Annotated in this window: 12 protein-coding genes; all 12 read right to left on the bottom strand. The window is 61.3% G+C overall.

Annotated elements, in window-relative coordinates; all coding sequences use genetic code 11:
- Window positions 1-35: 35 nt before the first annotated feature.
- Window positions 36-632: a hypothetical protein gene (locus ACTOWK_RS02880; protein WP_441328691.1), complete on the bottom strand. Its 597-nt coding sequence runs from the start codon at window positions 630-632 to the stop codon at window positions 36-38.
- A 75-nt stretch (window positions 633-707) separates the two neighbouring features.
- Window positions 708-1,856: a class I SAM-dependent methyltransferase gene (locus ACTOWK_RS02875; RefSeq protein ID WP_441328690.1), complete on the bottom strand. Its 1,149-nt coding sequence runs from the start codon at window positions 1,854-1,856 to the stop codon at window positions 708-710.
- 113 nt (window positions 1,857-1,969) lie between these two features.
- Window positions 1,970-2,824: a class I SAM-dependent methyltransferase gene (locus ACTOWK_RS02870; protein ID WP_441328689.1), complete on the bottom strand. Its 855-nt coding sequence runs from the start codon at window positions 2,822-2,824 to the stop codon at window positions 1,970-1,972.
- A gap of 12 nt (window positions 2,825-2,836) precedes the next feature.
- Window positions 2,837-5,335 (bottom strand): glycoside hydrolase family 99-like domain-containing protein, encoded by a 2,499-nt coding sequence (locus ACTOWK_RS02865; RefSeq protein ID WP_441328688.1) that lies wholly within the window; start codon window positions 5,333-5,335, stop codon window positions 2,837-2,839.
- Window positions 5,336-5,353: 18 nt separating this feature from the next.
- Window positions 5,354-6,076 carry an ABC transporter ATP-binding protein gene (locus tag ACTOWK_RS02860; protein ID WP_441328687.1) on the bottom strand — a complete coding sequence of 241 codons (723 nt, stop codon included), beginning with the start codon at window positions 6,074-6,076 and terminating at the stop codon, window positions 5,354-5,356.
- Window positions 6,077-6,079: 3 nt separating this feature from the next.
- Window positions 6,080-6,868: an ABC transporter permease gene (locus ACTOWK_RS02855; RefSeq protein ID WP_441328686.1), complete on the bottom strand. Its 789-nt coding sequence runs from the start codon at window positions 6,866-6,868 to the stop codon at window positions 6,080-6,082.
- A complete protein-coding gene (locus ACTOWK_RS02850) occupies window positions 6,865-8,046 on the bottom strand; it encodes a cystathionine gamma-synthase (protein ID WP_441328685.1) in 1,182 nt (393 codons plus the stop codon). The genes ACTOWK_RS02855 and ACTOWK_RS02850 overlap by 4 nt, the downstream gene beginning before the upstream one ends.
- A 355-nt stretch (window positions 8,047-8,401) precedes the next feature.
- Window positions 8,402-9,772 carry a pyridoxal-phosphate dependent enzyme gene (locus ACTOWK_RS02845; protein ID WP_441328684.1) on the bottom strand — a complete coding sequence of 457 codons (1,371 nt, stop codon included), beginning with the start codon at window positions 9,770-9,772 and terminating at the stop codon, window positions 8,402-8,404.
- A gap of 412 nt (window positions 9,773-10,184) precedes the next feature.
- A complete protein-coding gene (locus ACTOWK_RS02840) occupies window positions 10,185-10,400 on the bottom strand; it encodes a YdcH family protein (protein ID WP_435394425.1) in 216 nt (71 codons plus the stop codon).
- 38 nt (window positions 10,401-10,438) lie between these two features.
- Window positions 10,439-10,561, bottom strand: coding sequence for a hypothetical protein (locus tag ACTOWK_RS02835; RefSeq protein ID WP_255610692.1), 123 nt, complete (start codon window positions 10,559-10,561; stop codon window positions 10,439-10,441).
- A gap of 348 nt (window positions 10,562-10,909) precedes the next feature.
- Window positions 10,910-11,539, bottom strand: a complete 630-nt coding sequence (locus ACTOWK_RS02830; RefSeq protein ID WP_441328683.1) for a hypothetical protein — start codon at window positions 11,537-11,539, stop codon at window positions 10,910-10,912.
- Window positions 11,536-11,913, bottom strand: a complete 378-nt coding sequence (locus tag ACTOWK_RS02825; RefSeq protein ID WP_441328682.1) for a DUF4398 domain-containing protein — start codon at window positions 11,911-11,913, stop codon at window positions 11,536-11,538. Before ACTOWK_RS02825 ends, ACTOWK_RS02830 begins: the two co-directional genes overlap by 4 nt.
- Between the last annotated feature and the right edge of the window lie 13 nt (window positions 11,914-11,926).

Genomic DNA, 11,926 nt, shown 5'->3' with positions numbered 1-11,926 from the left:
GTTGAACCCTACTTCGACCCCGAAGCACAGCATGATCACTCGACCGCCACTTCCCGACCCAAGTCGCACTGGAACAGCTCGTCGCCCTTGTCGAGAACCAGATACAGACGATAAGTCCCTACGGGAATATCCTTGATCAGACCATAGCGATCGTAACCGGAATTACGATACCTTTCGCCGCCCTTGGCTGCAGCGACGTCGTCTCTGCGTTGGGCGAAATTGAGCGCGACGAAACCATCGAACGCAGGGCTCCCGGTTACCGGCTTCCATTCCAGCAGCATACGCTTTACGGGGCCTTCGGCCGGGAGGGCGGCCCACCCCGAAATCTTCGTCGGCGCGCCCTTCTTGAGTACCTTCGCCGACGACGCAGCGCCGTCCTGCCCAAGATAATCAAGCGCGCATTCGCCGCCGGCAACGGACGCCGTGGTGATAGCGGAGGCCGTCCCATCGAGAAAAGCGACATCGTCGCCATCCTTGAACGAGCGAGGCTGAGCGGGTGCTTGTTGAGCAGCACCGACAACGGATTCCACTGCGGTGCCACCGGGCCCCTTGATCGCCACGTATAGACCAGCCAAGGAGAAGCATCCGACCAGGGTTGCGACGAATCCGAATAGAAACCTGTTGTCTTTCACTCATTACCCCTCTTGCAAGTACTCTCTATTCCGAATGGTCCGCATCCGCCAACAATCGTGTCATTCCCGCTTCGTTTAGGAATCCTCCTGCTCCCGCGAGTCCATGGCATCTTGCTGTTCTTCCTCGGCAGATTCCGCAGCTTCCGGCGGCTCAGATCGTTCGATGTCGGATGACAGGATTACCCGTGGTGCGTCGTCGCTCGAGTGGAGCTCTTGGTCTGTCTCGTCGAGTCCCAAACTGGAGTCCGACGACTCCGTCAAAGCGGCCGGCCCCGAGGAGTTCTCGATTTCGTGTTCGGTGGTCGCTTGCGGCTCGCCATCACCTTCCGCTTGCACCTCTGTCGTGAGCTCCGCAGGAACAGCACCTTGTTCGGCAGCGGACTCTTCGACTTCCGGCGTGGTGCCGTAGCCCACCAACTCCACATGCACGGGACTTGCCTTGATAAAGAATTGCAAGGCGCACAGTTCGACCAGTTCACGAGGTTCTACGTTAGAGATGCTAATCCGATCGAACTTCAGACTACCGTCGGCCGGCAATCCCGCATTCAGGACTCCTGACAGCGGCGGATCCACATTCGCTTGTACATGGCGCACACCATAGCCCGTTTCCTGCAGCATACGAATCGCGCCGTCGAGGGTAAAGAAGCGAATATGGGTGATGTCCAGCAAACCCCACTTCTGATAATCGAAGCGACCATCTACGAGATCGGATATTAATGTGATATTACGCACATTCGGAATGCTGATAACGACTTCAGCATTCTTTGCCAGGAAAGGCCTGATCTGCAGCAACGCCCGCCAAGGGTCGTACATATGTTCGAGCACATCGGCAAGCAACACGGCGTCGACGCTACCGTGGGAGAGGCCCTCGGCATGCAGGTCGATATCTTCCAGCTTCTGGGCGAATACCTTGTCGATGCGCTGAGCCGCGATCGCGGCCGCAGCGGACTCCGGCTCGACGCCCCAAGCCACGAGCCCCGGGATAGTCTGCTTCAGCAGGGCCGAAGTCGCGCCGCTGGCGCAACCGATATCCAACAGCAGCTTGCGGTCAGCCGAAAACAAACCGGTCAATTCGCTCCTGGCTTGCCCACGATAAGAGTCCTCGAACTCTTCGCCGGAGATGGTTTGTCCCAGATGTCGCTCCCACGTATACATAGTTGTCTCCGAGCAAACATCAATGGTAACGATCTTCAGTTCTTCGCTACTGGCCGGGGGCACGATCATCAAAGGCTAACCTCGATTCTGCGACTGAGACCTCATACCTGGTAAGGCAATCCCTTTCGCCACGCCTCGCCCCCTCGGCCACAAGCCGACTTTCGGCACGAAAGTCGCGGAGGTCAGTAGCGCGCCCTCAGAACCATTACAGCCTGCGGCAGATAATTTCTGTCGTCGATATAGTCCAAGACTTCGAAGTACTTGGACCAGTGCGCCCTCACATAACCTTCTGGAATGATCGCTTCGCCATAGGTCTCACCGGGAAGCTCCGGTCCGCCGCTACTGGGCTGATACAGATACTGCCCTTCGTCGTACTCCTTCCGGGCCTTGTCCGCATCCACGAAGGATTGCTGCAGACCCCGATGCCACTCTGTCGCTGGAGGAGCAGCTCGCAGGGACTCGCAAAAGTCGATGAAAGTCCTGCCTTGCGTAGTCAGTACCAACAGCCCGCCGGGAGCGACGATGCGCGCGAATTCCGCGATCCATGCATTGGCAGCCTTCGGGCTGAGATGCGAGAAGACCGAATAGGCGAAGATCAATTTGAACATCCCATCGCGCAGGGGCGTCGGTGGCAGCAGATTGCATTTGATCAGCTGGCCGTACACTCCAGTGCGCTTGCAGATTTCGATCGCGTCGAACCAGGGGTCGATTCCATACAAGCGATCCCAAGGCAGGTCGCGATAGAAGTAGCGCATGTAGCGCCCCCAACCGCAGCCGAAGTCGAGCACGTTGTCGCTGTCGCCCAGCGTCACTCCGTGTTTGGTCATATGCTCGTGCATGACCCGATAGAACACCGATGCTTCGGTCAAGGCATGTTCGTTGGAGGAGCCGACGAAGCCCGCCTGAATCTCGTCGGGCGGAAAACCCGGCAACTGGAACCCGTTCCAGTCCCTATCGGAGACTGAGCCGATCAACGCCTGATACCACTCATCGATGCTGGTGCCACGCGCCGCTTCGTAAAAATCCGATGGCTTCACACTATTCTCCGCTTAGTCGTCGTTGGACAGATCGTAGTAACAGCGATATTGGTCAGACATCATCAGCTCGCGGAACGAGGTATTCTTCCGAAGCAACGGATACTGAGGATGCCGCCTGAACTCTTTGAAAAATCCCTTCAGAAGCGTTTCGGTTTCCGGCTCGGACAGATGAGTCGAAGCGGAGAACGTGTTGCTGGTATGCATCCGGTAGAAGTAACCCGGCAGGTCCACCATCAACAGCGGAGTATGAAAGCTGGCCCTGAGCACGAAATCCCAATCGTGACAGAGCCTTAGCTGGGAGAAACCGCCCAATTTATTGAACAACGCCCTGGTGAATACCAAGTTACCCGTTGTTACGCATACGTTGTACTTGAGCAAATGGACCATGAGCGGATCCGACGACTCGAAACACTCTTCTTGTCGACGATACACTTCTGCGGCCACCGGATGATCTTCGGACAGTTCTCCGCCGTCCTGATCGATTACCGTCACGCGACCGAACGCCAGCCCCGATTTTTCCTTCTCCATTGCGCTGATCAGCGTGGCCAAGCGATTGGCCGGCCATGCATCGTCGGAGTTAATTATCGCGATGTACTCTCCGCTTGAATTCGCGATACCGAAGTTGATCACGTTGAAGGCATCAGCATTAATCGGCATGCGATACAGACGCGCCTTGCCGGACGCATCGAATTCGGCGAGGACCTTCTCGGCGACCTGATAGGTCCCATCCGGAGAACAGTCGTCGATCACGAGCAACTCGAAATCGTCGAAGCTTTGATCCAACACACTGCGGATAGCCTGCTCGACATACCGCTCATGCTTGTAAGTCGGCATGATGACGCTGATCTTAGGCCGGGCGACCTTCTCGATACGAGTCAGGGCATTGTGGCACACCATGAGATTTGCGTAGCCATAACGGCGATCTGGCTCAAGGAACGCGCCCTCGGCCCACTCGTTCCACGCATTGATGAAGACCATACGCTCGCCGGGCGGCGCTTGGCGCACACTCTGGTCGATCAAGGCATTCAACCATTTTCGGAAATCCTTGGGGCTGGATTCGGCAAAAATGTGAGCGCGTTTGCCCTTACGAGCCGTGTTGTCCCAACCCGGCATAGCGCAACGATAAAGCCGATAGTCGGGATAGGTCCGCACCGACTCGGTCGCTACGACGTCCCGATAGTCATAGATGGTGACTTTCGAATCCTCATCGAAATGTTCGTAGCCGCCCTGCTTCTCAGACACCTGTACGCCATGCGGTGGAAACTCCACACCCGCATCGAAGCCCAGCGAAGTAGGATCTTTGAGGCCGAAGCTCTGGGCCGCGACCATGTGGATCTCGCCGACACCTTGTTCGATGCAGCGTTGGCGCCAACGCATCAAGGTTTCCTTAACATCCGGAAGGATAGCGGCGCGATAAATGATCATTACAGGTTTGCCATCGACGCGCAGATAGCGCGGATCGCGAAATGCCCGAATGAGATCGTCGATGATCGCAATGTCGTCCTCGGGCGAATGATTCTGGGCGATCAACACGTCCTGTTCGGAACCGTCCCAACGACGGCTCCAGTTCTCGTTGGCCCAGCACAGACAAAAACCGATATCGATCGAAGGATCCTTGAGAAAGGCCTCGACCGGCGACTCCAGCAGACGATGTCCGTCGAACCAGTAGTAGTGGAAGCAGAACGCCTCGATACCATGCTGCTTGGCCAGCTTGGCCTGGTCGCGCATGATTTGCGGATTGCGCAAGTCGTAGTAGCCAAGTTCGCCGGGCAAACGCGGCTGACAATGGCCTTCGAACATCGGCATAGCCTTGCCGACATTGGTCCATTCGGTGAAACCCTTGCCCCACCATCGATCGTTCTCGGGAATGGGGTGGAATTGCGGCAGGTAGTACGCCACCAACCTGACGCCCACATCCGGTGCGGCTTGCAGTGCGGGTGCCGCGATAAACTCACGATCGCGCTTGGTCAGTACTTCTACCATTTGCCGCTGGAAGGCCGAAGCATCCTGTATCGACCGACCGGCCAGACTCTGGACGTCCCGTTGATTCCCAATCACGCGATTGGCAAGCGCCATTATACCTTGCTCGCGCCATACCCCGGCTAGCTTACGTGCGGCGCTCAACACCAACCAAAACCGTTGCATGTTGACCACGGGCTTGAGCGCAAAAATGCCGGCCGCACAGGTCGGATCGAAACGAATCGCCCTTGCATTCGGCGGAATGTTGACGAGGAACGACACCAGATCCCCCGGAGGCCGGGGCTCCGGATGGAGCATCAGTTTGCCGGCCTCGCCGATGCCTTCGCCGAGATCGAAGTACATGGCAGGGTCGATCCATTTGGAACTACCAACCTTGGTCTCGAAGACGAAGCGGCACGCCCCGGATGGGAAGCATCCGCCGCCTCTGGGCCTGATGAGAAATTGCGGGTCGGCGGAAAGGCTTTCCCAAATCCCATCTGATTCCTGCCCGATAGCGCGGCAGTCGTAGTACGGCTCAATCCTTATCTTCACCAAAACCCCCAAACGCGACTACTGCGCTGCCGAAAACTCTTCAGAGACGATCTTTCCGTGCTCCAGCGTGATCACTCGATTGCACACGCTGCGTATCAGATCAAGATTATGCGACGCCAGGACGATGATCTTGGCATTGTCTATTAGATTTTTTAGCCGCTTTTCGGCCTTGGCTGAAAACTCGGCATCGCCGACGCTCAACCACTCGTCCATCAGAATGATGTCAGCGGCCACCGCCGTAACGATGGAAAATGCCAGACGCATTTGCATGCCGCTCGAATATACCCGGACCGGAAGATCCAGATAATCGCCCAACCCGGAAAATTCGGCAATATCGTCGCGCAAACTCTCTATCTGCTGGCGGCTCATACCGTGCAGCAGCCCTCGCAGGGTAATATTCTCATGCCCCGAAGCGTCTTGCTCGAAACCCATCGCGGGATCGATCAGGCTCGCGATCGAGCCGGAAATCTCGATCGCCCCCTCGCTAGGGGAATAAATTCCGGCGAGCGCCCGCAAAAGCGTCGTCTTACCCGAGCCGTTATGCCCCCACAGGCCGACGCGATCACCGGGAGAAGCTTCAAGATTAATTTCGTTCAGCGCCCGAACGACAGTGATGTCTTTCGAGTTGGCGGCGATTCTGCCGCCTGTAGCGGCATTGATGACCATCTTCTTCAGGGATCGGCTCGACACTCCATAAAGCGGATAGTCGAGGGTGCAATTGGTGACTGAAATCTTCGCCATGAATTAGACCCAGTACGCAACGCGACGGCGAAACCGCGCGAACATGAAAAGACCGACCACGGTTACGACCGTGGTCAAAGCTATCGCATTGAAGTAATAGAGCGGCTTTGCGGCATAGCCGAGCATCGGCGCGCGAATAATCTCGATCAACCAGAAGAACGGATTCGCCTCGACGATCATTACCCGACCGCTAAGCGCTCCGGGCTTCCAGATGATGGGCGTGAGAAAGAACGCGAACTGAAGTATGTTCAAGATTATCTGCTGCATATCGCGAAAACGCGCGCAGAAGGTACCGAGCAAATAGCCAGAAGAAACAATGAAAACGGTCAATATCAACAACCCGATCGGCAGCAGCAACAGCTCCCACCCCGGATTGACTTGATAGATCAACAGGAATGGAATCAGCGCCGCAAGGTTGTGTGCGAACAGCAGCAAACTGCGGGTCGTCGCTCGCAGCACGTGCACTGTTAGCGGCGCGCCCGTCGATTTGATCAGATTCTCTGAACTGATGAAGGCGTTCGAGGCCTCGGTCAAGCCTCCGGAAATCAGCGACCAAGCGATCAAGCCTGCGGCAAGATTCGGCACGTAATCTGCAGCCGCCATATTGAACAGCCGTGCATACAGCGGCCCCAAACCGGCGATCACCACAATCATGGTGATGGTGATCCAGAACGGGCCGATCATCGATCTGCGATATCGCTGACGAATGTCCTGTGTAGCCAACATCCACCACAGATCTACATTGAAGAACCCTTTGCGGAGATCCTCCCAAACGCTACTGGCAACCTTCACGGGCTCAACCCCTTGTTCAAATCCGCGATCAAATCGACACCGTCCTCCACGCCCACGCTCAGGCGCACCAGGTTGTCGGTGATGCCCAGCGCGGTGCGGCGGTCCGGCGGAATCGAGGCGTGGGTCATCATGGCCGGGTGGTTGACCAGGCTTTCCACGCCGCCGAGCGATTCGGCGATGGTGAACAGTTCGCAGCGCTCCATCATCCGGCGCGCGCCGTCGAGGCCGCCCTTGACGTAAATGCTGACCATGCCGCCGAAGCCGTGCATCTGCCGCTTGGCGAGCTCGTGCTGCGGGTGCGATTCGAGGCCCGGGTAGATCACCTTCTCGACCGCCGGGTGGGTCTGCAGCCATTCGGCCAGCGCCTGCGCGTTCTCGCAGTGGGCCTTCATGCGCAGATGCAGGGTCTTCAGGCCGCGCAGGGCGAGGAAGCTGTCGAACGGGCCCTGGACGGCGCCGACCGCGTTCTGCAGGAAGGTCATGCGCTCGGCGAGGTCGGCGTCGTCGCCGACCACGGCGATGCCGCCGACGATGTCGGAGTGGCCGTTGAGGTACTTGGTCGCCGAGTGCATGACGATGTGCGCGCCGAGTTCGAGCGGGCGCTGCAGGATCGGCGAGGAGAAGGTGTTGTCGACCACCACCACCAGCCCGCGCTTGCGCGCGATCGCGGCGATGGCGGCGATGTCGACCAGCTTCAGCAATGGGTTGGTCGGGGTCTCGATCCAGACCAGCTTGGTCTCGGGACGGATCGCGGCTTCGAACGCGGCGACGTCGCTGAGGTCGACCCAGCTGAAATCCAGGCCGGCGGAACGGCGGCGGACGCGCTCGAACAGGCGGTAGGTGCCGCCGTAGACGTCGTCCATCGCGATGACGTGGCTGCCGGCATCGAACAGCTCGAGGATGGTCGAGGTCGCGGCCAGGCCGGAGGCGAACGCGTAGCCGTGGCTGCCGCCTTCGAGGCCGGCGATGCAGCGCTCGTAGGCGAAGCGGGTCGGGTTGTGGCTGCGCGAGTACTCGAAGCCCTGGTGCTGGCCGGGGCTGCTCTGGGCATAGGTCGAGGTCGCATAGATCGGCGGCATCACCGCGCCCGTGCTCGGGTCGGGCGACTGACCGGCATGGATCGCGAGGGTACCCAGGCCGAACTTGCGGGCCCCGTCTTCCGGCTGCTGTTGGCTCATTGAATGCTTCCGATTCCGCTCATTGGCGCAACCGGGAATTCTAACATTGCCGCTGCGACCGGCCGCCGCGACGCCGCCTCACTTCAGGTCGGATGCAGGCGGGATATGCAGATGGGCGGCCTGGCACCGACGGCGGCCCCGAGGCGCGCCGGCACAAGCTGAATGCGCGTTTCACCGGTATCTGGGCGGATGCGCCCACCGGTGGACGGGAGCGGCCTGAGCCGAGCCGCAGCCGAGCCAACCCCTTCGAGTGTGCTTTCGCCTCACCCGACAGGGGTCGCGGCTCGCGCCGCTCCGCCCCCCAAAAACCGGCCGGACGACCTCCGCCCGGCGTGCGGGCGGAAGGCCTTGGCGCTTACTGCACGCGGCGACGCAGGAAGTTGAGCAGGTCGATGCGGGTGATCAGGCCCAGGAAGCGCTCGCCGTCGACGACGATGGCGACGTGGCCGCGATCGAACACCGGCAGCAGCGATTCGATCGGCTGGCCGACCGGGATCTTGTCGAGCTTGCTGACCATGGCGGTCGAGACCGGGTCGCGGAAGCGCGACTCGTCGCCGTACACGTGCAGCAACACATCGCTTTCATCGACTATCCCGACGATGTGCTCGCCGTCCATCACCGGCAGCTGCGAGACGTCGTACAACTTCATGCGTTGGTAGGCGGTGACCAGCAGGTCGCCCGGCCCCACCACCACGGTGTCGCGCTGCGAGTACGGGCGCAGGATCAGGTCGCGCAGGTCGCCGTGCTGTTCGCGCTGGATGAAGCCGTTGTCGAGCATCCAGTAGTCGTTGTACATCTTCGACAGGTACTTGTTGCCGGTGTCGCAGACGAACACCAGCACCTTCTTGGGCTCGGTCTGCTCCTGGCAGTACTTGAGCGCCGCCGCCAGCAGGGTGCCGGTCGAGGAGCCGCCGAGGATGCCCTCTTTCTCAAGCAGGGCGCGCGCGGTCAGGAAGCTTTCCTTGTCGCTGATCGCATAGGCCTTCTTGACCCGGGTGAAGTCGGAGATCGGCGGCAGGAAATCCTCGCCGATGCCCTCGACCAACCAACTCGCCGACTTGTCCGACAAGGTGCCGCGGTTGATGTATTCCTCGAGGATCGAGCCGACCGGGTCGGCCAGGACCAGCTCGGTCTTGGGCGAGAGCTTGGCGAAGGCGCGCGACAGGCCGGTCATGGTGCCGGAGCTGCCGCAGCCGAAGACGATGGCGTCGAGTTCGCCGCCCATCTGTTCGAGGATTTCCGGGCCGGTGCCGAATTCGTGCGCGGCCGGGTTGTCGGGGTTGCCGAACTGGTTGATGAAGTAGGCCCCGGGCGTCTCGCGGGCGATGCGCTCGGCGAGGTCCTGGTAGTAGTCCGGGTGGCCCTTGGCCACGTCCGAACGGGTCAGCACGACCTGGGCGCCCATCGCCTTGAGGTTGAAGATCTTCTCGCGGCTCATCTTGTCGGGGACCACCAACAGCAGCTTGTAGCCCTTCTGCTGGGCGACCAGGGCCAGGCCGATGCCGGTGTTGCCGGCGGTGCCTTCGACCAGGGTGTCGCCGGGCTTGATCTTGCCGGCCTTCTCGGCCGCTTCGATCATCGACAGGCCGATGCGGTCCTTGATCGAACCGCCGGGGTTCTGCGATTCGAGCTTGAGGTACAGCTCGCAGACGCCGGTATCGAGGCGCTGGGCCTTGACGATCGGGGTCTGGCCGATGAGTTCGAGTACGGAGAAATGAATGGCCATGCGAATCCTGTAGGCCGCGACCATGCGGCGGACCCGGCCATTCTAGCGAGGCCTCGGCGGACTGCGCTGCGGCGTGGACGCGTTCGGATCGGATCGGGGGCGCGGGTCGTCGACGGCGGCCACGTTTCGCGCGCAGGGTTCGCGCCTCGACCGTGCGAGACGGGATCAGGTTTAGGGAGATCAGGTTTCGAAGATCCGGTTTCGAAGATCAGGTTTCGAAGATCCGGTTTCGCAGGATCAGGGTTTCGAAGGATTCGGTAGCCGCGAGCGGTGGCGACCGACGAGGATGGCCGCCACCGCCCGCGCTAGACCTGGAGCCGCCGACCGCAGGCGGGTCGGGGTCCATACGATCAACGCCGGCAAGCTCCTTGCCGACGGGCGCCGCACCGGCGTCGCGCCGATGCCGCCTGGATCAATGCTGTTGGTCGTACAACTGGGTCAAGCGGTCCTTCGCAGCCAGCTTCTCGCGCTTCATCTGCCCCAGGGTGGTGTCGTCGATCGGCAGTACGCCGAGTTCGGCGTCCATGACCTTTTTGTCGAGGTCTTTGTGGCGCTGGTAGAGCTGTTTGAATTCCGGATTGCTCTTGATGAGCGCGTCGATTTCAGGCTGCGGTTGTTCTTCGAACATGAAAGCCTCCTTCAGCACGAATGCAAACGCCCCGGCCGTCAGACCAGGGCGTTGCGGGGGACCGTGAGGATCATCAGGCGCGGTGCGGCGTCCACTTCACGCAACCCGGCCGCATGCAGATGTGCGGCGGCGGGGTCCTGCGGAAAGGGCGTATCGGTCATCGGCCTGGCTCTTCGCCAAGCGGTCGAAGAACCGCTTGGGTATCTGACCCTACTCCTGTGCCCGGGATCGGGCAAGGGCGCCTGCAACCGTTTTCAGGGTGCGGACAGACTGAGCGCCAGGCGCCCAACCCATCTGTAAATCATTGTTTTATCTGAAATTCACTGCCGGACCCGCCAACATGAACAGCCATGGACAGGGCCGCGGTGGAAATGCTGCCCCGGCCTGCACCGTTCGTCGGAAGCGCAGCCGCCCGATACGGCAAGGCGCGGGGCGGACGGGCATGCGGTCTCGCGGCGCCGCGATGGCGACGCGGCATTCGGGGCCTACCCCGGCACGATCTGGTCGGCTTACTTCTTCTTCGGCTTCGGCTTGGACGGCTTCGGCGGGGTCGAGGACTGGCCGAGCAGCTCGGCTTCCTTGCGCGCCAGCTCGGCGTCGCGTTCGCGCGCGGCGCGCAGCTTGGACGCCTGCTGGTTGGCGACGTTGTCGAGCAGGCCCTCGGCCTCCTGGCGCGCCAGTGCTTCCTGGTCGGCGGCCTGGCGCAGGCGCTCGGCCTCCTCGGCCTGGATCTGGGCCTGCACGCGCAGGCGTTCGGCCTCGGCGCGGGCGCGATCGGCGTCGCGACGGCTGGCTTCGACCAACAGCTCGCTGCGCTCGCGGTCGAGGCGGTCGACCTCGCGCTGGGCCAGCTGGGTCCGGGTCACGACCTCGGCGGTCTCGACCCGGCGATCGGCGATGCGCAGGGCCCACAGGCGGTCGCGGCTGCGGGCCTGGCGCACCGCATCGATCGCCTGGCGAGCGCGCAGGCGCTCGAAGGCGCCGAACGCGGCAGCGTCCGGATTGGCCTCGATCGCGGTGACGCGCTGGGCGAGCCGGGCGACCTCGGGGTCGTCGGCAGGCGCGGCGAAAGCCAGGCCGCAGGCCACGGACAGGGCCGCGAGCGCCAACAGGCGCATAACGCGAAGACGCGCGCTCATCGGTCGCCTCCCTGCAGGCGACTGCGCAATTCTGCGATCTCGGTCCTGCGCTGGTTGAGTTCGGCCTGGGTCAGGGTCTCGCGGCTGTGGGCATAGGCCAGGTCGGCCTCGGCCGCGGCCGCGAGCGCCATGCGCCGTGCGTCCTCGTCCTTGCCCTGCGACAGCGCGGCCTGGGCCGCGCTCAGCGCGGTACGCGCGGCATTGAGGTCCTGCGGCGCATATTGGTCGGCGTCGGCGTCGGCCGCGCGCATGACCGCCTGCTGCGCGGCGGACAGTTCCCCGGTCGGCGGAGGCGTGGAGGCGCAGCCGGCCAGCCCGGAAGCGAGAACTGCGGCCAGCAGCGGCAATCGAATTTGTGCGAAGCTTGCGGTCATTGGGGAGCGCCGT

Origin of the sequence: Lysobacter sp. CA196, assembly GCF_052078695.1 — a bacterium.
Lineage (GTDB): Bacteria > Pseudomonadota > Gammaproteobacteria > Xanthomonadales > Xanthomonadaceae > Lysobacter.
This window is presented reverse-complemented; position numbering and strand designations above follow the sequence as displayed.

Excerpts from the sequence above, each read along its gene's own strand:
- ACTOWK_RS02875 (WP_441328690.1), bottom strand. The coding sequence starts at position 1,856 with ATGATCGTGCCCCCGGCCAGTAGCGAAGAACTGAAGATCGTTACCATT.
- ACTOWK_RS02860 (WP_441328687.1), bottom strand. The coding sequence starts at position 6,076 with ATGGCGAAGATTTCAGTCACCAATTGCACCCTCGACTATCCGCTTTAT.
- ACTOWK_RS02850 (WP_441328685.1), bottom strand. The coding sequence starts at position 8,046 with ATGAGCCAACAGCAGCCGGAAGACGGGGCCCGCAAGTTCGGCCTGGGT.
- ACTOWK_RS02845 (WP_441328684.1), bottom strand. The coding sequence starts at position 9,772 with ATGGCCATTCATTTCTCCGTACTCGAACTCATCGGCCAGACCCCGATC.
- ACTOWK_RS02840 (WP_435394425.1), bottom strand. The coding sequence starts at position 10,400 with ATGTTCGAAGAACAACCGCAGCCTGAAATCGACGCGCTCATCAAGAGC.
- ACTOWK_RS02835 (WP_255610692.1), bottom strand. The coding sequence starts at position 10,561 with ATGACCGATACGCCCTTTCCGCAGGACCCCGCCGCCGCACATCTGCAT.
- ACTOWK_RS02830 (WP_441328683.1), bottom strand. The coding sequence starts at position 11,539 with ATGAGCGCGCGTCTTCGCGTTATGCGCCTGTTGGCGCTCGCGGCCCTG.
- ACTOWK_RS02825 (WP_441328682.1), bottom strand. The coding sequence starts at position 11,913 with ATGACCGCAAGCTTCGCACAAATTCGATTGCCGCTGCTGGCCGCAGTT.